Source organism: Clostridium sp. Marseille-P7770 (assembly GCF_902143525.1).
Taxonomy (GTDB): Bacteria; Bacillota; Clostridia; order Lachnospirales; family Lachnospiraceae; genus Pilosibacter.
Map to the genome: position 1 here is coordinate 32,880 of NZ_CABFVC010000006.1, position 24,139 is coordinate 57,018.

General features: G+C 48.1%; 25 protein-coding genes. 20 read left to right on the forward strand and 5 right to left on the reverse strand.

The features are described 5' to 3' along the window. Nucleotides 1–167 precede the first annotated feature (167 nt). The 3 genes from cptIN to FN001_RS14855 form a co-directional block, all read right to left on the reverse strand. Nucleotides 168–566, reverse strand: a complete 399-nt coding sequence (gene cptIN / locus FN001_RS18785; protein WP_486463527.1) for a type III toxin-antitoxin system CptIN family toxin — start codon at nucleotides 564–566, stop codon at nucleotides 168–170. Nucleotides 567–886: 320 nt separating this feature from the next. Next, the gene (locus FN001_RS14850) at nucleotides 887–1,915 is read right to left on the reverse strand and encodes a hydroxyacid dehydrogenase (RefSeq protein WP_142412366.1); all 1,029 of its coding nucleotides are present in this window, start codon (nucleotides 1,913–1,915) and stop codon (nucleotides 887–889) included. A 122-nt stretch (nucleotides 1,916–2,037) separates the two neighbouring features. Continuing rightward, the gene (locus FN001_RS14855) at nucleotides 2,038–3,003 is read right to left on the reverse strand and encodes a LysR family transcriptional regulator (protein WP_185911958.1); all 966 of its coding nucleotides are present in this window, start codon (nucleotides 3,001–3,003) and stop codon (nucleotides 2,038–2,040) included. A 166-nt stretch (nucleotides 3,004–3,169) separates the two neighbouring features. Here FN001_RS14855 and FN001_RS14860 point away from each other — a divergent pair, with 166 nt between their 5' ends. The 6 genes from FN001_RS14860 to FN001_RS14885 all read left to right on the forward strand — a co-directional run bounded on the left by FN001_RS14860 (nucleotide 3,170) and on the right by FN001_RS14885 (nucleotide 8,965). After that, a complete protein-coding gene (locus FN001_RS14860; protein ID WP_118297106.1) occupies nucleotides 3,170–4,168 on the forward strand; it encodes a beta/alpha barrel domain-containing protein in 999 nt (332 codons plus the stop codon). Nucleotides 4,169–4,183: 15 nt separating this feature from the next. Beyond that, a complete protein-coding gene (locus FN001_RS14865) occupies nucleotides 4,184–5,146 on the forward strand; it encodes a 2-hydroxyacid dehydrogenase (RefSeq protein ID WP_243122047.1) in 963 nt (320 codons plus the stop codon). Nucleotides 5,147–5,303: 157 nt separating this feature from the next. Then, nucleotides 5,304–5,864: an HD domain-containing protein gene (locus FN001_RS14870; protein WP_142412369.1), complete on the forward strand. Its 561-nt coding sequence runs from the start codon at nucleotides 5,304–5,306 to the stop codon at nucleotides 5,862–5,864. Nucleotides 5,865–5,918: 54 nt separating this feature from the next. Next, entirely contained in the window at nucleotides 5,919–6,959 is a 1,041-nt protein-coding gene (locus tag FN001_RS14875; RefSeq protein WP_142412370.1) for a tripartite tricarboxylate transporter substrate binding protein, read from the forward strand. Nucleotides 6,960–6,984: 25 nt separating this feature from the next. After that, a complete protein-coding gene (locus FN001_RS14880; protein ID WP_142412371.1) occupies nucleotides 6,985–7,437 on the forward strand; it encodes a tripartite tricarboxylate transporter TctB family protein in 453 nt (150 codons plus the stop codon). 16 nt (nucleotides 7,438–7,453) lie between these two features. Further along, nucleotides 7,454–8,965, forward strand: coding sequence for a tripartite tricarboxylate transporter permease (locus tag FN001_RS14885; RefSeq protein WP_142412372.1), 1,512 nt, complete (start codon nucleotides 7,454–7,456; stop codon nucleotides 8,963–8,965). 77 nt (nucleotides 8,966–9,042) lie between these two features. On the opposite strand, the gene FN001_RS14890 is transcribed toward FN001_RS14885, so the two are convergent. Then, on the reverse strand, nucleotides 9,043–9,993 hold the full coding sequence (locus FN001_RS14890; RefSeq protein WP_142412373.1) for a LysR family transcriptional regulator: 951 nt from the start codon (nucleotides 9,991–9,993) through the stop codon (nucleotides 9,043–9,045). Between the two features lie 226 nt (nucleotides 9,994–10,219). On the opposite strand from FN001_RS14890, the gene FN001_RS14895 reads away from it, so the two are divergent. The 6 genes from FN001_RS14895 (at nucleotide 10,220) to thiI (ending at nucleotide 17,290) form a co-directional block, all read left to right on the forward strand. Then, nucleotides 10,220–10,921, forward strand: coding sequence for an RraA family protein (locus tag FN001_RS14895; protein ID WP_117484176.1), 702 nt, complete (start codon nucleotides 10,220–10,222; stop codon nucleotides 10,919–10,921). A gap of 589 nt (nucleotides 10,922–11,510) precedes the next feature. After that, nucleotides 11,511–12,833, forward strand: coding sequence for a sodium/glutamate symporter family protein (locus FN001_RS14900; protein ID WP_142412374.1), 1,323 nt, complete (start codon nucleotides 11,511–11,513; stop codon nucleotides 12,831–12,833). 263 nt (nucleotides 12,834–13,096) lie between these two features. Beyond that, on the forward strand, nucleotides 13,097–14,053 hold the full coding sequence (gene prmA / locus FN001_RS14905) for a 50S ribosomal protein L11 methyltransferase (protein WP_118297097.1): 957 nt from the start codon (nucleotides 13,097–13,099) through the stop codon (nucleotides 14,051–14,053). Next, entirely contained in the window at nucleotides 14,053–14,808 is a 756-nt protein-coding gene (locus FN001_RS14910) for a 16S rRNA (uracil(1498)-N(3))-methyltransferase (RefSeq protein ID WP_118530814.1), read from the forward strand. The genes prmA and FN001_RS14910 overlap by 1 nt, the downstream gene beginning before the upstream one ends. 109 nt (nucleotides 14,809–14,917) lie before the next feature. Further along, a complete protein-coding gene (locus FN001_RS14915; protein WP_118603274.1) occupies nucleotides 14,918–16,081 on the forward strand; it encodes a cysteine desulfurase family protein in 1,164 nt (387 codons plus the stop codon). A gap of 27 nt (nucleotides 16,082–16,108) precedes the next feature. After that, nucleotides 16,109–17,290 carry a tRNA uracil 4-sulfurtransferase ThiI gene (gene thiI, locus FN001_RS14920; RefSeq protein WP_118297094.1) on the forward strand — a complete coding sequence of 394 codons (1,182 nt, stop codon included), beginning with the start codon at nucleotides 16,109–16,111 and terminating at the stop codon, nucleotides 17,288–17,290. A 91-nt stretch (nucleotides 17,291–17,381) separates the two neighbouring features. Here thiI and FN001_RS14925 read toward each other — a convergent pair whose 3' ends face one another. Continuing rightward, nucleotides 17,382–17,618: an HPr family phosphocarrier protein gene (locus FN001_RS14925; RefSeq protein ID WP_015555013.1), complete on the reverse strand. Its 237-nt coding sequence runs from the start codon at nucleotides 17,616–17,618 to the stop codon at nucleotides 17,382–17,384. A 271-nt stretch (nucleotides 17,619–17,889) separates the two neighbouring features. On the opposite strand from FN001_RS14925, the gene mtaB reads away from it, so the two are divergent. From mtaB to FN001_RS14965, 8 genes are all read left to right on the forward strand, one after another. After that, nucleotides 17,890–19,209 (forward strand): tRNA (N(6)-L-threonylcarbamoyladenosine(37)-C(2))-methylthiotransferase MtaB, encoded by a 1,320-nt coding sequence (gene mtaB, locus FN001_RS14930; RefSeq protein WP_142412375.1) that lies wholly within the window; start codon nucleotides 17,890–17,892, stop codon nucleotides 19,207–19,209. A gap of 283 nt (nucleotides 19,210–19,492) precedes the next feature. After that, nucleotides 19,493–19,756 carry an IreB family regulatory phosphoprotein gene (locus FN001_RS14935; RefSeq protein WP_118297092.1) on the forward strand — a complete coding sequence of 88 codons (264 nt, stop codon included), beginning with the start codon at nucleotides 19,493–19,495 and terminating at the stop codon, nucleotides 19,754–19,756. 118 nt (nucleotides 19,757–19,874) lie between these two features. Beyond that, on the forward strand, nucleotides 19,875–20,318 hold the full coding sequence (gene ruvX / locus FN001_RS14940; RefSeq protein WP_118297091.1) for a Holliday junction resolvase RuvX: 444 nt from the start codon (nucleotides 19,875–19,877) through the stop codon (nucleotides 20,316–20,318). An 80-nt stretch (nucleotides 20,319–20,398) separates the two neighbouring features. Then, complete coding sequence (locus FN001_RS14945; protein ID WP_118297090.1) at nucleotides 20,399–20,668, forward strand: DUF1292 domain-containing protein; 270 nt, start codon at nucleotides 20,399–20,401, stop codon at nucleotides 20,666–20,668. 101 nt (nucleotides 20,669–20,769) lie between these two features. Further along, entirely contained in the window at nucleotides 20,770–21,255 is a 486-nt protein-coding gene (locus FN001_RS14950; protein ID WP_118297089.1) for a Fur family transcriptional regulator, read from the forward strand. Then, entirely contained in the window at nucleotides 21,245–22,912 is a 1,668-nt protein-coding gene (locus FN001_RS14955) for a ribonuclease J (protein ID WP_118297144.1), read from the forward strand. Before FN001_RS14950 ends, FN001_RS14955 begins: the two co-directional genes overlap by 11 nt. Nucleotides 22,913–23,081: 169 nt before the next feature. After that, nucleotides 23,082–23,486, forward strand: coding sequence for an endolytic transglycosylase MltG (locus tag FN001_RS14960; RefSeq protein WP_118297088.1), 405 nt, complete (start codon nucleotides 23,082–23,084; stop codon nucleotides 23,484–23,486). Continuing rightward, nucleotides 23,483–24,139 carry an O-methyltransferase gene (locus FN001_RS14965; RefSeq protein WP_118532889.1) on the forward strand — a complete coding sequence of 219 codons (657 nt, stop codon included), beginning with the start codon at nucleotides 23,483–23,485 and terminating at the stop codon, nucleotides 24,137–24,139. Before FN001_RS14960 ends, FN001_RS14965 begins: the two co-directional genes overlap by 4 nt.

The following is a 24,139-nucleotide window of genomic DNA, read 5'->3' on the forward strand; positions in this document are numbered from 1 at the left end:
TATAAAAAGTCACCAACAATCGGAACAGGGTTGATGGTGACTTTTTTGCTGCTCTCATTACAAACTTGTGTAATGTAGATTCAGCAGAAATATATGGCAATAGAGGTGCGTATCTGTAAAAAAGGAAAATTCATATTGCTATAATAAGTCAGTGTCATTCAAAGCTGTTAAAAGAATACTTTCGATTCGATTGATATCTGGCTGAGTTGGTGTGAAAAATACACCATGATGTAATAGATTAAGAATTCCTGAAAAAGGAGAGCGGATTTGTGCCCAAAGATTTTGACAATGCAGATAGAATCAGTGGGCTTGTGTTTTAACCGCTTATTTATGATTAGCTGTTCAAATTTTTCGATTTTTGAACTGCAGGGGACCATCCAGTAAAGTCCTGTATCAGGATCCCTGAAAGCGAAATAATGTGGTCGTTTGGAATCTGAATGATTGATCTTCAGATAAGGATCCTGGATAAATGAGAAAAATTCATCAGAAATGAAATATAGAGAACCAGAGTCTGGGACGATAAGATCACCTCCATGATATGAGTAAAGCCTTCTGAAGATTCTCAGAAGGCTTAAATACTTTTACACGGCCTATTTGTGATTCGCATGGCTGGCAGCGAACAACGTTTCCACGGTCTATTTATGATTCGCATGACCGGCAGCGAACAACCTTGAATACAAATACGCAATCTGTATGTAGAAGTATATTCAATTCCTGCATGTATGTCAACTGGAAAGATGACAAATTTCGTAAACAAAATTTGTAAACAATCCCGAAAATCTTTTAACTGTATCTGGAACAGTATAACAAAAACAGACAGAACCTATCATCCGATAAGTCCTGCCTGCCTTTATAGTTTTATGAGAAAAGAAAATGTTGTAAGAAATTAGAAATCGAACATTCCAGCCGGTTTTGTATCCGGTTTCTTTGTATCTGTGTAGGTCTTTGCTGTTGCGTAGTCTACATCGTTGATCGGCCATGTTGGTTTCTTGCCTTCGTAAACTTCCTGAACGCCCATAGCAGCGAAGTAGGAAGCGCGGTGAGCAGCCTCTACTGTGTTGCCGCCGATATGCGGGTAGATGATCACGTTGTCAAGTGTGAGGAGCGGGTTCGCCGGATCAACCGGTTCTTTCTTGATCGCGTCAAGACCTGCGCCTGCGATCATGCCGTTCTTGCATGCCTCGTAGAGAGCATCCTCGTCCACACAGCCGCCGCGTGCGGTGTTGATCAGGAATGCTGTCGGTTTCATCATTGCGAGACGCTCTTTATTTACCATGTTCTTGGTAACCGGAGTGTTCGGGCAGTGAAGGGAAACATAGTCGCACTCTTTGAAGATGCGGTCAAGGTCGCGGACAACCTCAACGCCGTCCGGGAACTCAGATGCCGGTTTGTACGGATCGTATGCGAGAACGTTCATCTCGAAAGCGAGGCAGCGTTTTGCAACGCGGCTTCCGATGTTGCCGCAGCCGATGATGCCGATCGTCTTACCGTTTAATGTATTCTTGCGAACTTTTAATTTTGCTTTGTAGAAATCGTCAACCCATGTCTTGTGAAGAACCGTTACGTTACGGCTGCACTCGAGGATGAGTAACATTGCAGTCTCTGCAACGGATGTGCTGTTTGCAACCGGTGCGTAGAGAGCCTGAACATTGTTGTCATGGCAAGCCTTTACGTCAAGAGCGTCGAAACCAGCGCCGTGACGAACGATTACTTTTAAGTTCGGATTCGACTCGATTACTTCGCGAGTGATCGGTGTGATACGAACGATCATCGCATCCGGCTGATATTCCTTGAAATCAGCGAGAACGTCTTCTGTCTCAAAGCCGCGTCCGTCGATAACTGTGTGACCTGAATCCTCAAGAAGCTTGCGACCCTCGGACATAATTTCCTGCGGGAGTAAAATTTTCCAACCCATTGATAATACCTCCTATGATAAAATATCTGTTTTGTTCAGTGTTTTTGGACTGTCTTTATTATAGTCGGTATTGTTCACAAAATAAAACAATCTGTTCTTGTCGAGGTGAAAAGGAAATGTTGTTAAGCAATCTGCTGCATGGCCATCGCGTAGGATTGAAATTCCTGCATGATGGCTTTTTTCATACCGTCCGCATAGTGCGGAAGAATCAAATCATTTCGATAGATCAGGGAAATATCTATTTTTGAGAAAGAATGATTCATCCGAAGACAGTGGCAGTCTTCCGGCCATGAGATGATCCCTTTTTTGTGATCAAATAGGATCATCGGAGGGAGAAAGGCTGCACCTTGCGCGGAGCAGGCAAGTTGGTAGATGATGTTCTGGTCAGAGGCTTCCAGCGATGTCTTTGGCATGATCCCGCAGCGGTCATATGCGCGGTCAAGGACGGAACGGATCCGGTTGTCGGATGCGAGGAGCAGGATCGGAAAATCCTTCAGGTCAGATACATCGAGACCGGTTGCGCTGCTCTTGTTCAGAAGTTCTTCCCAGTGATCCGGACAGTACGTCTTCAACAGCTGATCATGGATCAGGCAGAAGATATATTCTGATGCGAGAGGAACAGCTGTCAGATTGGAAGCAGCCGGGACATCGACGCCGACAAAAAGATCAAGCTTTCCTGCCTGGATCTCGTCTGCCATTTTCAAAGTATAAGACTGGCGAAGATTCAGAGAAACATTGGGATAGTCAGCATGATACCGTTCCCAGATCCCGGGGAAAAACACCTGAATCCGCTGTCTGGACATGCCGAGCACGAGATGCCCGGAACATTCGGCGGAAAGATCCGCCAAGGAGGCCATCATCTGGGATTCGTTGCGTTCGATCTGTTTTGCATAAAAGAGAATGGTTTCTCCGGCAGGCGTAAGTTTCAGGAAAGGTTTCCGCTGAAACAGCTCGATCCCATATTCTTCTTCCAGACGTTTGATTGAACCTGAGAGGGATTGTTGTGTGATATGCAGAGCTTCGGACGCCTTCGTAAAATTCATTTCTTCTGCAAGTGCTATAAAATACTGGCATGTTTTTAAATTCATAAATACCTCCATAAACGTATGATATGTGTGAAAAGATACACAGCAAAATACTGTTAAAAAAAGATATTATAACTGTTGGAAAACTGTTACATCTGTATGATAGTATAAAACCAACAAGAAATCCAGTACATTTCATAGTAAAAATGATGAAAAAGGAGTATTCGATATGGTTAGATTGATGGACTGCACTTTAAGAGACGGTGCAAATGTTGTAGGTAAAGGATTTGATGAGGAGATCACAAAGATCGTCCTTGATATTTTAACAGAGAGCAAGGTTCCGATCATTGAGTTTGGAAATGCAGGCGGAATCGGAGCTTACGAGGTTGCAGGATTTACAAACGCTCTGACTGATATGGAATATCTTGATCTGGTCCAGCCGTATCTGGATAAAGCCGAGATAGGTATGTTCTTAAACGCAAAGCGTTTCCGTGAGCCGAATGTAGAGCTGGCAGCTTCAAAAGGAATGAAGTTTTTACGCTGCGGCGCTGATGCGGGTGATGCGAGAAAAATTTCGGAGGAACCTGTGAAAGCAATCAAAAAATGTGGAATGAAGGCATTTTACTCTGCAATGAAGGCATATCTCCTGACACCGGAGGAGCTGGCAGAGGAGGCAAAATTTCTCGAATCCATCGGTCTCGATGAATTTACGATCATGGACTCCGCCGGAACGATGATGCCGGACGATGTAAAGAGAGCGACAGAGTGCTGCAAGAACGCAGTTAAGATCCCGGTAGCATTCCACTGCCACAACAATCTAGGACTTTCCGCCGCAAATGCGATCGCGGCCTATGAGAGCGGAGCTGATATCCTTGATTGCGGCCTGATGGGAATGGCAAGAAGCGCAGGAAATCTGCCGACGGAAGCAGCTGTTGCGTTTATGCAGAAATATGGAGAATTCCAGGACATCGATCTCTACGCAATGTTAAACGGAATCGACCAGAGACTTCTCCCGGCGATGGAAAAGCATTCCTATCATGATGCGATCCCGCCGTATGACCTGATCCTCGGTGTATCCGGAGCACATTCCAGCTTTGGAAAGACATTCAAAGCGGTTGCAAAAGACACTGGAGCTGACCTTTATAAGCTGATCGTGGAAGTCAGCAAGATCAACCGGAAAAATCCGAGCGAAGATCTGATGCGTGAAGTTGCGGAAAAAATTAAATAATAAGAGGAAAATATCATGAAAGTAGCAATTGTTGGAACATATCCGGCAGAAACATATAAAAAATTTGAGGAACATTTTGCAGGAAATCCGGAAATCGAAGTCGTGGAGATCGACACACAGGAAAAATTTGACGCTCTGACAGAGGCGGACGCGATCATTCTTCGTATTTTCAAGATGCCGAAGGAAGTTGTCGCAAGGATCAAAGGTTTAAAGATGATCATGCGCTGGGGAGCCGGTTTTGACTCGGTTGATGTGGAGGAAGCAGGAAAACGCGGGATCCGTGTCTGCAACACACCGGGAGCAAACGCTTATGCGGTCGCAGAACTTACCGTTGCACTGATGCTCGCAGTCGGAAGAAAGCTGATCTGTCATGACAGGTCGATCCATCAGGGAGAATGGAGCAAAAATACCTTCCTGAATCGGACAAGAACCTTAAATAATAAGGTAGTCGGAATTGTCGGCGGAGGAAACATCGGACGTCAGGTCGCTTCAAGAGTTCAGGCATTCGGGGCACGTGTGCAGTATTATGATCCGTTCCGCATGCCGGAGGAGAGAGAAAAAGAACTTCAGATGAAATATGTGGAACTTGAGGAACTGATCCGCACCAGCGATGTGGTCACACTTCATGTTCCGCTTATGGATTCCACGCGCCATATGATCGGGGAGAAGGAGATCGAGACAATGAAGGATGGTGCAATCCTGATCAACGTCGCAAGAGGCGGACTTATGGACGATGAGGCAGTTGTGAAGGCTGTGAACAGCGGAAAACTTTCCGGTGCCGGGATTGACTGTGTGGAGGATGAACCTGCAAAGCCGGGCAGCCCGATCCTTGAAAATCCGAATATCATTGTGACACCGCATGTCGGAGGCGGTTCTGCGGACATCTCTGATGTTATGTTCCCGATGATCACGGAGAATATCGAGCTTCTGGCAGAGGGAAAAGAGTTAAAGTATGTGGTGAATAAGCAGTATCTGTAACAACAAAATGTTGTGGAAAAAAGAAAATTTTGCTGTTGGATATTGCCCGATCAATTTGATATGATTCTATTGTAAATATTTACCAATAATTCGTCAAAAAAACGCAAACAAAAAGTAATTTACACAACTGACAGAAAACGACAAGGGGGAAAATAATATGCAAATTGACGAATCAATGATTCGGGATATGTATCCGGAACTTGCCTGGATCCAGGATGAAGGGCTACGTAAAAAATGTGCGGAAGCGATGTGTGAAGCCTACCAGGATGGCGGATGGACAGCAGAAACGAAAGACTCTCTTCCTGTTTCCGTAACAAAAGTAAAAGTTCCGAAATTGAATCACGCAGTGGAGCATATCCGGGTAGTGACAAAAATCGCCGCATCCATCTATGATGATCTGGAATCTATGTATGGGATGAACGGATGTCCGAGAGACCTTGTTATTGCAGGTGCCCTTCTCCATGACCTTGGGAAACCAATGGAATTTATGATGAATGAGGATGGAAGTTTTGGATATGCTCCGGGAGCAAAGATCATGAGACACCCGTTAAGCGGTGCGATCCTTGCAGACAGACATGGACTGGGGGATGAGATCGTTCATATTATCGCAACTCATTCATTTGAGGGAAATGCATCTTATAAAACGTTGGCAGCTCAGATCGTGTGTGCCGCAGACAACATCGCATTTGCATATCTGCTTGCCTTCAATCCGGAATAGAAAATGTTTTTGGGATAAATTATACGATATTATATAAGCACAGGAGGTTACTTTATGAAAAGAAGATCAGTAGTCGCAACAATGTTAGCAGCAGCAATGGCATTATCATTAACCGCATGTGGAAGCAAATCTGCAGATACAGCGCAGACAACAGCAGCAGCGGGAACAGATACAACAGCGGCAGCAGATGCCAATACCACTTCTGACTGGCCGAAACAGACGATCACAATGATCTGTGGATTCGGTGCAGGCGGAAGTTCAGACCTTGGTGTCAGATCGCTGGCTTCTTCCATTGAAAAACAGACAGGTGTTTCCTGCGTTGTGCAGAATGTTACAGGAGCAAATGGCTGGATGGCATGGTCACAGCTGCTTCATTCCAAACCGGATGGTTATACGATCGCTCTTGTAAATACACCGGCATTATTTACCGATTATCTGGATCCGCAGCAGGGACATAAAGAGACGATGGATGACTTTGATTTTATCTGCAACCATGTTACTGATACGGGACTTCTCGTAGCGAAAACAGGAAAATATGCTGATATGGCAGCATTTATGAAGGCTGCTGAATCGGATGGTGGCGTTACGGTCGGTGATGTTGGAGCGAATGGTAATAAGCACATTGCAACACTTCAGCTTCAGTCTGCAAATGAAGGTTCTACTCTGACTCCGGTCCATCAGTCTGGTTGGAGCGATAACTACGCAGCAGTTCTTGGCGATTCTGTTGACGCAGTAAGCGCTACATACGGCGATGTTGCATCTGTACTTGCAGATGGAGATGTGCAGGTCCTTTGTGTATTCGCAAAAGAGCGTCTTGATGTACTTCCGGATGTTCCGACATGTGAAGAAGCTGGATTTGGCAGTGTCATTTCAGAGCCGTCCCGTGGATACATGCTTCCGAAGGGTGTAGATGCGGCAACAAAAGCAAAGATCGAAGAAGTATTCGAGAAAGCGATCGAAAACGAGGATCATCAGGCTGATATGGCAAACCTTGGTCTTATTGTTAATTATGTAGGCGGAGAAGATTATTTAACCATGTTAAAATCCCAGGAGCAGGATATCATCGCTTTAAAACCGGAACTTGGTTGGAAGTAAGATTGAAAGAAAGGCAGATGGATTCATGAATTTTCTGAAAAAATGCAGTCAGGATGTTTACATCGCACTGGTATTACTGGCGATCAGTGTGTATATGATCTTTGATGCACTGACAAAAATGAGTTCTGATGCGGCACAGTTCCCGATCCTTATCCTTATCGTATTTATCGCGTTATCCATTGGTCTTTTGATCAAAGGAATCCGTGATACGCAGAATGCGGAGAAAGAGGGAACAGAGTTAAAAGGACAGATCAAGTTCTCAGAGATCAAGATGCCGCTTGTCGTGTTTGCATTTATAGCAGTTTACATCGTTTTAGTTGATATGATTGGTTTTATTGTTCCTTCACTTGTTTTTACAGTAGGGCTGATGTGGTTTAATCATATCCGCAATAAAGTGGTGTGCATTCTGGTGCCGGTTGGTCTGGTAGGATTCTTATACGTACTCTTTACCTTTATCCTGGCATCTCGCTTACCGTAAAACAGGAGGGAATCGTATGTGGCAGCAGGTATTGACAAATTTAATCAGCATTGAGAGCCTTATGGCTCTCGTGCTTGGTGTTGTTGGAGGAATGATTATCGGAGCCCTGCCTGGCTTAAATGCTACTATGGCAATCTCGCTTTTGATCCCGATCACATACTCTATGGCACCACATGCCGCGTTCATTATGATGATGGCGGTTTATACATCAGCTTTTTACGGCGGATCATTGACGGCGATCCTGATCCATACACCAGGTACTCCTTCCTCCGCTGCAACAGCAGGTGATGGTTATGCACTGACGAAAAAGGGACGCGGTCTGGAAGCAATGGGAATGTCTACAGTGGCATCCATGTTCGGCGGCGCAGTCAGCGGTGTTGCTTTACTGACACTGGCTCCGCTTCTTGGAAAGATCTCCCTGATGTTCAGTGCTCCGGAATATTTCCTAATCGTAATCCTTGGACTTTCCATTATCGGAGGACTTGGCGGCGGATCCATGATCAAGGGATTTTTAATGGGCTGCTTTGGCTTGTTCCTTGGAACGATCGGAACAGATGGACTGACTGGACAGCTTCGTTTTACATTTGGAATTGATGGACTTTATGCAGGAATTTCTACAGTACCGGCGCTGATCGGTCTGTTCTCCATTTCCCAGGCGCTTATTTTAAGTGAAAAATATCTGGATTTCAAAAATGGGATCCACAGAACACTGGATGACAACAGCATGAAAGGAAAATTCCTTCCATCATTTAAAGAAATGCTCCGGTTAGGACCAAACTTTATTCGCTCTGCGATCATTGGTGTGGTTGTCGGAATCCTGCCGGGTGCCGGCGGAGACATCGGTGCATGGTTTGCTTACAGCCAGGCGAAAAAAGCATCAAAACATCCGGAAGAGTTCGGAGATGGATCATTGGAAGCAATCTGCGCGTCTGAGACAGCGAATAACGCAGTTACAGGCGGAAGTATCATTCCGCTCATCACATTAGGTATTCCTGGATCAACAGTGGCAGCAGTTCTTTTAGGAGCTTTGATCCTCCATGGATTAACTCCGGGACAGTCCATGTTCACAAAGAATATTACAACGACATATACGATCATCATTGGATTTATTCTCGCGAATATCATGATGGGACTGATCGGTATCGTGATCTGCAGACAGGTCGTAAAGATCACAAAAGTATCAGATGCGATCCTGATCCCGGTTATCGTTGTTTTATCTACAATTGGTTCTTACTCCATCAACAATCGCTTCAGTGACGTATATCTGATGCTGATCTTTGGTCTGATCGGTTATCTTTGCAGAAAACTCGATCTCCCGACCGCTCCGATCATCCTTGGAATGCTTCTGGAGGCAACCGGAGAATCAGGATTTAAAAATGCGATCCTGATGTCTAAAGGACAGCCGGTAATCTTATATTATTTACAGAGACCGGCAAGCCTTGTACTTTTAGTACTGATTTTCCTGACAGTTGTTGTACCGATCATCAGTATGGCAATGAAGGCAGTAAAGAGCAGAAAGACTGCGTAAAATCAGGCAGCTTGAAAAAACCCCCTGGACTCATGAAAAGGTGAGTTTCAGGGGATTTTTGTGCTCTGCATGTTGATCTAATTCGGCCGCACCTTCGCGATCTCACCAAACACATCCTTCGTGATCTCGATAAAATCATGTGCGTAGTCCGGCAGGAAGCGCTCTTTGTGGTAGGCGAGGACGAGGCGGTGGTTGATGAGCGATTTCTTCAGGGCGACAGGGAATGCGTTTGCGTTCGGGTTTGCGGCTAAAAGCGTCGGGAGACGCATCTGGGTGCAGAAGAATGCTCCGTAGTTATAAGGATAGAGGGATACAAAAAGCTCCGTGGTCTGGGATTCCAGGAAAATATTTGGTTTTACTTTGACATCCAGGAAACACTGGTCCAGAGTCTTTCGAAGCTTCATGGAAGGAGCCGGGAGCAGAAACGGGATTTTTGAAAACCGTGCCAGTTCGACTCCGCCGGCGGATTCCTCCTTCAGACTTTGCCAGGAATCCGGATAATATTTCTGCAGAAGCTCGTCGGAACAGACCAGATAGATGTGGTCTGTCAAAAGCGGATATGATTCCAGTTTGGGATTATCCTGGTACATGATCCCGATGAAAATATCAAGTTCGCCGTCGTAGAGACGTTCCTCCATCTTGCTGGAAGATTCGTTGCAGAGCTCGATCTTGATATTCGGCCATTTTTCATAGAAGCGCGGCAGGATCTCTGGGAGACAGATCTGTCCCCGGTAGGACGGGATCCCGAGCTTCAGGTTGCCGATGCTTTTTTCTGAGATGTCGGCGAGACGGTTCTGGAATTCGTGTTCCTCGGCGAGGATCCGGACTGCGACTGCGTAGAGCTGTTCACCTGCGTAGGTGAGCGCGAGCTTTGGCTTCCGGTGAAAGAGCGGGACGCCGTAGTATTGTTCCAGACGCTGGATGTGCTGGCTTAGGTTCTGCTGGGAGATGTAGAGCTTCTGGGCGGTGTTCGTGACATGAAGCTCTTTTGCAAGTTCTACGAAATAATAGAGGCTCAACAGGTTCATAAAAAGACTCCTTTGTAAGAAAATCCGGCAGGATGAGCCCGCCGCTTTCATTATATAAAAGCAGAAATCAGATGTAAAGCACTCAACAAAAAAATGTTGTAAAAAGCAAACAAATACATTGTTTGTAATTGTCATAGCCCTGCGATACAATATGGTCAGAAAGAGATGAGAGAGCAAAAGAAGCGATCTCAACCACATAAAAATCCAAGGAAAAGGAGATTATAAAATGGCAGTAGGTAAGAGAATCTATTTAAAGAGACACATGCCGGACAAAGAGGTTATGATGCAGTTTAAGAACATTCCGGCATCCAATACCTGTGATGTAATGGGAAGAAACGCAGCGATGAATCCTAGAATCCGCCTTGTAAGTCAGCCGAAAGAGCAGATGGCAGTCGGACCGGCACTCACTGTTAAGGCAAGAGGCGGCGACAACCTGGCGCTTCATGCAGCATTAAACATCGCTCAGGAAGGTGACTTCATCGTTGTATCCAACGAAGAGGATGATACACGTTCCCTGATGGGCGAGATCATGATGGCTTACCTTCGTTACGACAGAAAGATCGCCGGTATCGTTCTTGATGGACCGATCCGTGACATCGATGAGATTGGAAAATGGGATTTCCCGGTATACTGTACAGGCACAACACCGGGTGGTCCGTACAAAGAGGGTCCGGGCGAAGTAAATGTACCGGTATCCTGCGGTGGAGTCAGCGTAAACCCGGGAGATATCATCCTGGCTGATCCGGATGGCGTTATCGTTATCCCGAGAAAAGACGCTCCGCAGATCTTAGAGGATGCGAAGAAGTTCCAGGCAGCAGACGAGAGCAAGCTTGCAGCTGCAAAGAACGGCACAGCAAAGAGAGAATGGGTCGAGAAGACTCTCGCAGCAAAAGAGTTCGAGATCATCGACGACGTTTACGAGCCGTAATCCTTAGAATAATTGTCAGCCTGCACTGGGAGCTGGGCAAAATTGCGCCAGTTCTCACGTGAGCCTGACTTGAACATGCCTTTCCGGGCGGTCAAATGTCTGGAGAGGATTTAGCTCCGTTCATTTCATAATGAAGACCCCTATACTTTATGTTTGTTATACCCCAAACCTTATTTTGCGAAAAGCGAGCAAGGGACAGAACACCCATTCTGTCCTTTGTTCGCTTTTTGCGCAACAGGAAATTTCGATGGAAGATCGCCGTAGGCGGCTGTACCCGGAGCGGAAAATGTGTCGGGATATGTTCTGAAAAGCGGAAAACACTGAAAACTTTATTTAGAATATTTATAAATTATAGTTACATAACAAAGAATTTTTGTTAAAATAAACGAAATACATTGTTTGTGTTTTTGAAGGAACAAAGATACAATATCCGCAGAAAGTGATTGGGCCAATCAGATCAATACCATAGATCAAAAAAATATGCTTTCAGATGGGTCAAAACCTCACCTGACCCTGACTATCCATTATCAAAAGAAAACCTGCAGCTGTGAAAACCTGAACGGCTGCAAATGATTTACGGGGGTACAATATGACAGTTGCGTCACTATTCAGCGACATGATCCTCATTGGCGTATTCATGCTCGCGGGATTCTTTGTAAGAGAAATCGTGAAACCAATCCAGAAGCTGTTCCTTCCGGCGTCCCTGATCGGAGGACTTCTGGCACTGATCCTTGGTCAGCAGATGCTTGGCCTTGTTGAGATTCCGGAGTCTTTCTCCAAGTTCTCCAACGTCCTGATCGCTCCGATCATGGCGGCACTGTTATTCGGCGTTACGATCAACAAAAAGAAAGTTGTCGGATACATGGATTACATCTGCGTTGAGCAGGGAATCTACGGAATGCAGATGTGTGTCGGCGCCGGTCTCGGTGCTCTGCTCGCAGTGATCTGGCCGGGTCTCCCGAAAGGATGGGGAACCATGGGCGTGTTCGCATTCCAGGGCGGCCACGGAAATGCCGGTGCAGCAGGACAGACATATGAGAACCTTGGTATTCCAGGAAACATGTCCATCGGTATGGTACTTGCGACCTTCGGTCTGATCATGGCTATGTTAGTCGGTATGATCGTTGTAAACATCGGTGTCAGAAAAGGCTGGACAAAGTTCGTAAAAGATGCTCAGAAACAGCCTGACTGGTACTACGGCGGTGTTCTTCCGGATGACAAGAAAACTTCCATCGGAAACACGGTTACAAGCTCCATCGGTATCAACCATCTCGCTCTTCAGGGCGGCTGGCTCCTCGGTTCTGTTTATGTAGGACGTCTTCTCATCAAGGCAGTCGGTCTTGTATGGCCGGGCGTCAGCGTTCTCCCGAGCGTTATCCAGGGTATCCTCGGCGGCGCGATCGTATGGAACGTTGCAAAGGCAGTAAAACTTGACCGTTACATCGATGTAAAGACGATCAAACATGTCAGCGGATTTTTACTTGAGGTCGTTGTCCTCACGGCGATGGCAACTCTCGATATCGACTTGATCAGTACATATATCGTACCGATCGTTGTCTACACAGCGATCTGCTGTGCAATGACACTTGCGATCGCCCTCGGCTTCTGCAAACTCTTTTGTAAAGATGAGTGGTTCGAGAAAGCGATCATGGCATTCGGCGTAGGTACCGGAAACACAGCGACAGGTCTTGCACTTGTCCGTGCGGTTGACCCGGATTCCAACTCCAGTGCACCGGATAACCACGGTGTGTACAGCGCAGTTATGTGCTGGAAGGAAGCATTCGCAGGTCTCGTTCCGATGTGGACGATGACAGGCGTCGGAATGACGATGGGCGTCGGCGGAGCGATGTTTGCGATCTGCATCATCGTGGGATGCATCTTATTCGTCCGTCCGAACAAAAAGACGGCATAAAATTTCGTATCGATTCAGCAGGCCTGAACATTTACAAAATTTCATAGCATTCACTTCGCGGGACAGGGCAGAAAGCTCTGTCCCGCTTTGCATATGACGCAGTAAAGTCCCACCTTGCAAAGCCTGTGAAACTATGTTATGATATCATGTGATTTCGTCTGCATCCATATAGGATACAGGCATATGTGCGGAAAGCCGGATATGACAGAACGGAATAAAACGATTGGTCCTGACCGGCGATCATAAAAAAGGAGAAACAGCATATGAAATGGAAGAAATTCACTCTTGAGACGACCACGGACGCAGTGGACTATCTCGGAAGTATGTTCGATGATATCGGGATCGAAGGAATGGAGATCGAGGACAACGTGCCGCTCACAGAGAGCGAAACAAAGGGAATGTTTATCGATATTCTCCCGGAACTCCCGCCGGACGACGGTACTGCCCGCGTAAGCTTCTACCTCGATGAGGATGAAGATACGGAAGAAAAGTTAAAAGCAGTCCGCGAGGGACTTGAGGAGATCAGCCAGTTCGTAAATATCGGAACCGCAAAGATCACAGAGTCCGAGACGGATGATAAGGACTGGATCAACAACTGGAAACAGTATTTCAAACCGTTTACCGTGGACCATATCCTGATCAAGCCGACCTGGGAGGAGATCCCGGAAGAACATAAGGACAAGCTCCTGATCCAGATCGACCCGGGAACCGCCTTCGGAACCGGAAAACATGAGACAACGCAGCTCTGTATCCGCCAGCTTGAAAAGTATGTAAAGCCGGGCGTAAAGGTCCTTGACCTCGGAACGGGAAGCGGAATTCTCGGGATCGCGGCTTTAAAACTGGGCGCTGATTATGTATTCGGAACTGATCTTGATGAGAATGCGATCACGGCTGTCCATGAAAACCTGGCTGCGAACGAGATCCCGGAGGAGAAGTTCGGCGTGATCCAGGGAAACATCATCGACGACAAGGCAACCCAGGACGCAGCTGGATACGAGTGCTACGATATCGTTGTGGCAAACATTCTCGCCGACATTATCATCCTGATCCAGAAACAGGTTCCGTTCCACTTAAAGAAAGGCGGGATCTTCATCAGCTCCGGTATCATTGATATGAAGGAACAGGCGGTCCGCGAAGCTCTCGAGGCAAACGAAGCGTTCGAGATCCTTGAGGTGACAAGACAGGGCGAGTGGGTATCCTTTACAGCGAGGAAGAAATAGTGTACCATTTTTTTACGGAAACAGAATTTTTTACAGGGACGGAGGCCGTGATCACCGGCCCGGATGTGAATCATATTAAAAACGTGCTGCGGATGAAGCCGGGTGAGAAGATCCTGCTCAGCGACGGAAAGGGAACGAACTGCCTCTGCGAGATCACGGAGCTTTTTCCGGACAAGGTTCTCGCGAAGATCCTGCCGGAAGAGGTGGACGATACGGAGCTTCCGGTACAGGTGACTCTGTACCAGGGACTTCCGAAAGCAGATAAAATGGAATTTATCATCCAGAAATGTGTAGAACTCGGCGTCACAAAGATCGTTCCGGTGGATACCGACCGCGCGGTGGTGAAGCTCGACGCAAAGAAGGAAGAAGCGAAGAGAAAACGCTGGTACGGGATCTCCGAGAGCGCGGCGAAACAGTCGAAGCGCATGATCGTGCCGGAGATCGGAAATGTGATGAAATTCAAGGCGGCGATCGAGGCGGCGAAAACGGATGACCTGGCGATCATTCCTTATGAGGATTCGGAAAGTCTCCCGGGTGCGGGCGGAATGGCGCTCACGAGAGAGCTGATCGGAAGCTTAAAGCCGGGACAGAAACTGTCCATCTTTATCGGACCGGAAGGCGGATTTTCGGACGGGGAAGTGGAGATTGCGATGAACTCCGGCGTGAGACCGGTGACACTCGGAAAGCGGATCCTGAGAACCGAGACGGCCGGAATGTTCGTGATGGCGGCGGTCGGATTATTGCTGGAATCATGAAGAAACGTGGAATACGAGAATAAGGAGAATGGTCAGGATAACGGAAAAATGACAGCAGGAAAACTGTGTGCATGGAGTTATTGCTGACAAACTGGGAGTAATAAAACTCATGGATAAGAGAGAAGTTTATTTTGACAACTCCGCGACTACCCGCGCGTTCGATGAGGTGCGCGATATCGTCGCTGAGACAATGACCGTGGATTATGGAAATACGTCCTCCAGACATATGAAAGGTGTGGAGGCGGAAAACTACATTAAGACTGCCCGCGAGGAGATCGCGAAAACGTTAAAGGTAAAGGACAAGGAGATCCTCTTTACCTCCGGCGGAACGGAGTCCAACAACATGGCTCTGATCGGCACGGCGCTTGCAAACAAGCGCGCCGGAAACCACATCATTACCTCCTGCGTGGAACATGCGTCCATCTACAATACGACAGCATTTCTTGAAGAGCTTGGTTTCCGCGTGACCTACCTTCCGGTCGACCACAACGGACATGTCTCCCTGGATGCACTCCGCGAGGCGATCTGCGACGATACGATCCTGGTGTCCATCATGTATGTGAACAACGAGATCGGCGCTGTGGAGCCGATCGAGGAGATCGCGAAGATCATCAAGGAGAAAAAGCCGTCCGTCTACTTCCATGTTGACGCGATTCAGGCTTACGGAAAATATGTGATCCGCCCGAAAAAACAGGGGATCGATCTGTTATCTGCCAGCGGCCACAAGATCCACGGACCGAAGGGAACCGGCTTCCTCTATATCGATGAGCGCGTGAAGATCAAACCGATCATCTACGGAGGCGGTCAGCAGAAAGGCATGCGCTCCGGAACCGAGAACGTTCCGGGCTGTGCAGGACTTGGTCTTGCGGCAAAGATGGTCTATACAGACCATGACGCGAAGATCGATAAGCTCTACGCGATCAAGGACCGCATGGTGAAAGGCCTGCAGGCGATGGACGGCGTTACGGTCCACGGACTTACCGGACGTGACAGTGCACCGCAGATCGTGGCGGCAGGATTTGAGGGCGTGAGAGCGGAAGTGCTTTTACACGCATTGGAAGATAAAGGGATCTACGTTTCTTCCGGTTCCGCATGTTCATCCAACCATCCGGGTGTGTCCGGAACCTTAAAGGGGATCGGCGTGAAGGATTCCCTGCTCGATTCCACACTCCGCTTCTCCTTCGGCGCATTCAATACGGAGGAAGAGGTGGACTACTGCCTGGACGTGTTAAAAGAGCTTGTTCCGATGCTGCGGAGATACCGCAGAGCATAAATACAGAAAACCAATGGAGGAAATTCCGTGAAATACAGATCATTTTTAATTAAATACGCGGAGATCGGCGTAAAGGGAAAGAACCGTTACCTCTTTGAGGACGCCCTTGTAAAACAGATCCATCACCGTTTAAAGAACCTGGAAGGAAAGTTCGAGGTTACAAAGGAAGCCGGAAGAATCTATGCGGAGGCATCTGAAGATTTCGATTACGATGAAGTGATCGACGCTCTCCAGCATGTATTCGGTATCGTCGGGATCTGCCCGATGGTTCAGATCGAGGACAACGGCTACGAGGACTTAAAGGCCCAGGTGGTCAAGTATATCGATGACGCATATGAAGATAAACACTTTACGTTCAAAGTTGTCGCGAGACGTGCGAATAAGCAGTATCCAGTCGTTTCCGACCAGATCAACCGCGACCTCGGCGAGGTGATCTTAAACGCATTCCCGGAGACAAAAGTAAATGTCCACACACCGGACGTATTACTCCGTGTGGAAGTCCGCCACAAGATCAACATCTTCTCCGAGACGATCCCGGGACCGGGCGGAATGCCGATCGGAACCGCAGGACGTGCAATGTTGCTCTTATCCGGCGGTATCGACAGCCCGGTTGCAGGCTGGATGATCGCGAAGCGCGGCGTTACGATCGATGCGACTTATTTCCATGCTCCGCCGTATACAAGTGAGCGCGCGAAGCAGAAGGTCGTTGATCTCGCAAAACTTGTCGCAAAGTACACAGGTCCGATCCGCTTAAATATCATCAACTTTACCGATATCCAGCTCTACATCTATGATCAGTGCCCGCATGACGAGCTTACAATTATCATGCGCCGCTATATGATGAAGATCGCGGAGACGATCGCGAAGGAGAATGACTGTCTGGCACTCGTCACCGGCGAGAGCATCGGTCAGGTTGCATCCCAGACGATGCAGTCCCTTGCCGTTACAAATGAAGTCTGCGAGCTTCCGGTCATGAGACCACTCATCGCATTCGACAAGCAGGATATCGTGGATATTTCCTTAAAGATCGGAACTTATGAGACATCCGTTCTTCCGTATGAGGACTGCTGCACGATCTTCGTTGCAAAGCATCCGGTCACAAAGCCGAGCTTAAAGAAGATCAAAAATTCCGAGAAGAAGCTGGATGAGAAGATTGATGAACTGATGAAGACGGCACTTGAGACGAGAGAAGTGATCCGCTGCATCTAAAAAAGGTGCAAAAAAACTGCCGGAAGTAAGATTCCGGCAGTTTTTAAAACCTTGTAACTGTTCAGTACCTTTACAGTTACACCCTTTTTTCTTATGCTTCAATAATATACGGAGCAAGTACGGTAAGGATCTCTTCTGTGTTTCCGCCATCGTGGATATTCAGATCGATCGGCTTGGAAAGATCCAGGCTGAAGATTCCCATGATGGATTTTGCGTCGATGACGTATCTGCCGGAAACAAGGTCGAAATCGGTATCAAACTTTGTAAGGTCGTTTACAAAAGACTTCACTTTATCGATGGAGTTTAAAGAAATTTTAACGGTTTTCATGTCAGTGTTCCTCCCAATACTCGAATATTTGTTATTCTGATAAAATAGAAAAACCTACTTTCATACTAAATGGACATGCATGAAAAGTCAAGAGGTATCTTGAATAATGTTTAAGTGTTACTGTATGTACTGTACACGGTAGAAATTTTCTGAACTGAAAATTCCGTACAATACAGTTTTGGCAGCAGATTTTGCCGATTCGGAATGCGAAGCATCGGCAAAATCCGGGTATAGTGACAGAAACTGATTATATAATATGAGGAGATAGAATATGAGAAAAGCAGCGCTTCACAATCTTGGCTGCAAGGTAAATGCGTATGAAACGGAGGCGATGGAACAGCTTCTGGAGGCCGCTGGATATGAGATCGTGGGATTTGAGGAGAAAGCGGACGTCTATGTCATCAACACCTGCTCCGTGACGAATGTGGCAGACAAGAAATCACGCCAGATGCTGCACCGCGCGAAGGCGAAAAATCCGGACGCGGTCGTTGTCGCGGCAGGCTGTTATGTGCAGGCGGCAGCGGACAAACTGCGAGAGGACGCCGCTGTCGATCTGATCATCGGAAATAACCGCAAGGCGGATCTCGTTCCGCTTTTAGACGCCTGGTTTGCCGGAAAAGAGATCAAAGAGTCCATCACGGACCTCGCAGGATCCAATGAGTACGAGAAGCTTCACATTAAAAAGCAGGCGGAACACACCCGTGCGTTCATCAAAGTCCAGGACGGATGCAACCAGTTCTGCAGCTATTGCATCATCCCTTACACGAGAGGCCGCGTCAGAAGCCGCCGGCCGGAGGACGTGGAGGAGGAAGTAAAGATCCTGGCGGAGGAAGGTTACAAGGAGATTGTCCTCACAGGCATCCATCTGACTTCCTACGGTATCGACTTCAAGGATGAGGGGATCGACTTCCTGACACTGATCAAACGGCTGCATGCGATCGATGGGATCGAGCGGATCCGCTTCGGCTCCCTGGAACCGCGTGTGATCACGGAAACGTTCGCGGAGGAGCTTTCAAAGCTTCCGAAGATCTGCCCACATTTCCACCTCTCTTTACAGAGCGGATGCGATGATACCTTAAAGCGCATGAACCGCCATTACACCTGTGAGGAGTACGCGGAGCGCTGCGCGATCCTCAGAAAATATTTTGAGAATCCGGCGATCACGACGGACGTCATCGTGGGATTCCCGGGTGAGACGGATGCGGATTTTGAGACGACAAGGGAATTCCTTGAGAAGGTCCACTTCTATGAGATGCATGTGTTCCCGTACTCCAGACGTGCCGGAACCCGCGCGGACCGGATGCCTGACCAGGTGCCGGAGCCGGTGAAGAAAGAGCGGAGTGCCGTTCTCTTAAAACTCGAGAAAAAAATGTCCGGGGAATACCGGGAATCATTCCTCGGGACGGAGCAGGAGATCCTCCTCGAAGAGCCGGTGACGATCGACAGCGAGGTCTTCATGACCGGATATACGAAGGAATATGTGAAGGCAGCTGTCCGACTTGACGGGCGCGATCCGAAGATGCTGAAAAATACATTTGTCAGGGGAACCTTGAAGGAATTCCTGACGGAGGAGATCATGCTGCTCTCATAGAGCGGCGGAGTTGCTTTTCACGGATAGGAATTTTCTGAACTGAAAATTCCGTATGATACCGTTGTGGTCGCAGATTTTGCCGATTCGGAATGCGAAGCATCGGCAAAATCACGTTACAGTGCGCGGGCATGGAATGCTCGTGTACCGTAACGCAGCGCCGCCGATGGTCAGCCGGGCAAGTTTGTATTGCAGAAACGATAAAATTAGAGTAGAATAAAGAATAGCAACAAAAGGGTTGATATAAATCTGATTTATATCAGCACAAGAGGACGTGAGGATATTTATGGGCGATATCAGTAATACACAATATTTTAAAGCGGTACAGGAAGATAAGAAGCTTGAGGTCGGCGAGGTCCTTCGTGAAGTCTACGAAGCACTGACCGAAAAAGGGTATAACCCGATCAACCAGATCGTCGGCTATATCATGTCCGGCGATCCGACCTATATTACGAGCTATAAGAGCGCGCGAAGCCTTATCATGAAAGTAGAACGTGACGAGATCCTGGAAGAGCTGATGGAGAACTATATTGAGACGAGACTCCGCTAGTCTTTCCGCAAAGGATGAGATGTCAGGTACTGAACAGATACGACGCCAGAACAGACAGCCGGGAAGGAACATATCCGGCTGGTTTTGGTATGAGGAAAAATAACAGAGGACAGAGTTTATGAGAATACTCGGACTGGATTTTGGTTCAAAGACTGTGGGAGTCGCGGTCAGTGACGGACTTCTTCTGACAGCCCAGGGCGTGGAGACGATCGAGCGCAAGGATGAGAACAAACTGCGCAAGACGTGTGCCCGGATCGAGGAGCTGATCAGGGAGTATGAGATCACGGAGATCGTTCTGGGACTCCCGAAAAATATGAACAATACAGAGGGCGAGCGCGTTGAGAAAACGAAAGCCTTCGGAGAAATGTTAGAGCGCCGTACCGGACTTCCGGTGCATTACTGGGATGAGCGTCTCACGACCGTTGCTGCGGAACAGATCCTGATGGAGAGTGGAGTGCGCCGCGAGAACAGAAAAGCGGTGATCGATAAAGTTGCCGCGGGCCTGATCTTACAGGGATATCTGGACTGCTTAAAGACGAAAGAAGATCGTCAGGAAGACTGAGAACGAAACGTGTAACTACGAAAACAGGAAACACTCGGCAGATGGCCCGGCTGTGGGCTGCAGCAAACAGGAGAATATGTATGGAAGAGAGAAAGATCACACTGGTCGACGATGACCAGACACTCGAATTTTACGTTGTGGAAGAGACAAAATTAAACGGAGCGAACTATCTTCTCGTCACAGATGCGGAAGATGACGATGAGGAAGGCGACTGCTATATTTTAAAGGATATGTCCGGCGCCGAGGAGGCGGATGCCCTCTATGAGTTCGTGGAAGATGAGGACGAGCTGGAAGGACTCATGAAGATCTTCGCAGAGCTTCTTGACGACGTGGATCTGGAAAAACAGTAAAATAAGACAATGCGCGCCCACAACGGGCGTTTGACCCGGTCTTATCTGACGGAGATAAGACTGAGTAAATTTTTGCGGGATAGATGTTGGGAGACGAGAAAATGAACGATGAGACAGTAAAAGGACTGCTTCGCAAGGCAGGATTAAAAGTGACAAATCAGCGTATGATCGTGCTGGATATTATTGCGTCGCACCCGGCGGAACATCTGACTGCGGAAGAAATCTATGATCTGGCGAAAGTAAACAGCCCGGAGATCGGACTGGCTACGATATACAGGACTGTCCAGGTCCTTTTAGATCTGCATGTAATCGACAAAGTCACATTTGATGACGGTTTTACCCGGTATGAGCTGAACGGTGAAGAAAGCGCATCGGGACACCGCCATCACCATGCCATCTGCACAGGCTGCGGAAAGGTGTATTCCCTGGAATCGGACCTTTTAGACAGCCTGGAGGCGGAAGTGATGGAGAAACTGGGCTTTCTCGTGATGAACCACGAGGTAAAGCTCTACGGACTTTGCAGTGAGTGCAGGAAAAATGAAGAAAAAAAGAAAGAGGTTATGAATCGTGAAGAACGTGAAAAATGATACAGAAAACTGTAAAGTCAAAATTATCCCTCTCGGGGGACTGGAACAGATCGGAATGAACATGACAGCCATCGAGTACGGCGACAGTATTATCGTGATGGACTGCGGACTCGCATTTCCGAGCGACGATATGCTTGGAATCGACCTTGTCATTCCGGATGTAACCTACTTAAAAGATAACTATGAGAAGGTAAAAGGATTTGTCATCACCCACGGCCATGAGGACCATATCGGTGCGCTTCCGTACGTGTTAAAAATGGTGAACGCGCCGGTCTATGCGACCAAGCTGACTATGGGACTGATCGACCATAAACTCGAAGAGAACAACATGCTGCGCAGCGTAAAGCGCAAGGTTGTAAAACACGGACAGTCCATCAATCTCGGCTGCTTCCGCGTGGAATTTATCAAGATGAACCACTCGATCGAGGACGCGGCTGCTCTTGCTGTATTTACACCGGCGGGAATCATCTTAAATACCGGTGACTTCAAGATCGACTACACGCCGGTATTCGGTGACGTGACTGATCTCCAGAGACTTGCGGAGCTCGGAAAGAAAGGCGTGCTCGCACTTTTATGTGATTCCACGAACGCGATCCGTCCTGGCTTTACGATGTCCGAGAAGACGGTCGGAAAGACGTTCGATGCGATCTTCGCTGAGCACCAGCAGAACAGGATCATCGTTGCGACATTCGCTTCCAACGTGGACCGCGTGCAGCAGGTCATCAACTCCGCCTGCAAGTACGGAAGAAAAGTCGTTGTGGAAGGCCGCAGCATGGTCAATGTCATCGGAACCGCACAGGAACTCGGATATATCAACATCCCGGACGGAACCCTGATCGATATCGAGCAGTTAAAGAACTATAAGGAGGAGGATACCGTCCTCATCACGACAGGAAGCCAGGGTGAGTCCATGGCGGCTCTCTCCAGAATGGCGTCCTCCATGCACAGAAAAGTATCCATTACCCCGCGCGATGTTGTCGTTTTAAGTTCTACCCCGATCCCGGGAAATGAGAAAGCCGTATCGAGAGTCATCAACGAACTCTCCATGAAGGGCGCGACCGTAATTTCCCAGGATACCCATGTATCCGGGCATGCATGCCAGGAGGAGATCAAACTCGTTTATTCTCTGGTACGTCCGAAATATGCGATCCCGATCCACGGTGAGTACCGCCACAGAATGGCACAGAAGGAGCTTGCGATTTCTCTCGGCATCCCGAAAGAGAACGTTGTGATGCTTCACACAGGAGATGTGCTCGAGATCGGTGAGAGCGGCGCAGATGTGATCGATCATGTACAGGCCGGCGGCGTTCTCGTTGACGGACTCGGTGTCGGAGATGTCGGAAATATCGTTCTCCGTGACCGCCAGAACCTTGCCCAGAACGGTATCATTATCGTTGTCCTGACACTTGAGAAACACTCCAACCTCCTGCTCTCCGGACCGGATATCGTGTCCCGCGGATTTGTCTACGTGCGTGAGTCTGAGGATCTGATGGAGGAGGCACAGGCGATCGTGGATCAGGCTGTTGCAGACTGCTTAGAGCGCCACGTATCCGACTGGGGCAAGATCAAGAACATTATCCGCGACAGCTTAAGCGACTTCTTATGGAAGCGCATCAAGAGAAACCCGATGATCCTTCCGATCATCATGGAAGTTTAAATGAACCCAGTTAGCCGTGCACTGAGCTGGGCTGAAAATTGTGTTGCAAGCTTGCTTGCATAAGCAATTTTTGGCACAGCTCAGTATAGGGGGAACGCCCCCGTCTTCTTGTTTTCATGCACATGAAAACAAGAAGATACACGGCGGAGCTACATGCAAGGGGAATGATATGAGCAAGATAACACGAGAAATCAACAAGATCAGCCTGTTTGTCATCAGCACATCCGGACGGATCATCCTGTATGGACTTGCTGCCATCCTGATCGTCACCGGGGCGAGAAGTGCCTACTCCTTTGGCCACGGGATCTTCTATGCGCCGGCGATGGAGGCGGAGCCGGGAACAGAGAAGAGCGTGAAGCTCACCGGAAACGAGTCGGTGGAAGAGGTCGGAAAGATCTTAAAGAAAGCCGGCCTGATCCGTGATCCGCGTACCTTTACGATCCAGGCAAAATGCTATGGATACGAGGTGAAGGCCGGAACCTATGAGTTAAATACATCGAAGGACTCCAAAGAGCTGATCGATATTTTAAAGGAAAGTCCGGAAGATGCTGCGAAGGAAGATACGAAATCATGATCACGGAAAACAGACTTACGGCTTATATAAATTCCTTGGATCAGGGGGATGGGGAGCTCATTGAACAGATCGCGGAGACTGCGGTAAAAAACAGAGTTCCGATCATCCGCAGGGAGACGGCGGCACTTTTAAAGACAATGGTGACGCTTGTTTCCCCTGCCAGGATCCTGGAAGTCGGAACAGCGGTGGGGTATTCAGCGCTTTTGATGGCGTCTGTAATGCCGGAAAACTGCCGGATCACGACAATCGAAAAATATGAAAAAAGGATCCCGGAGGCGAAGGAAAATTTCCGCCTCGCAGGGATGGAAGAAAAGATCACGCTGCTGGAGGGCGACGCCGGGGAGATCCTCGCGGGGCTTTCCGGCTCCTTTGATTTTATCTTCATGGACGCGGCAAAGGGGCAGTATATCAACTGGCTGCCGGATATCCTGCGCCTGCTGAGAGACGGCGGACTCTTAATGTCTGACAATGTCCTGCAGGACGGGACGATCATGGAATCCCGCTACGCGGTGGAGCGTCGGGACCGCACGATCCATGAGAGAATGAGAGAGTATTTGTACACATTGAAACATATGGATGAATTTGAGACTTCGATCCTGCCGGTGGGCGATGGGGTCGCGCTCAGTGTAAAAAACAGGTCAGGAAAGGATTAG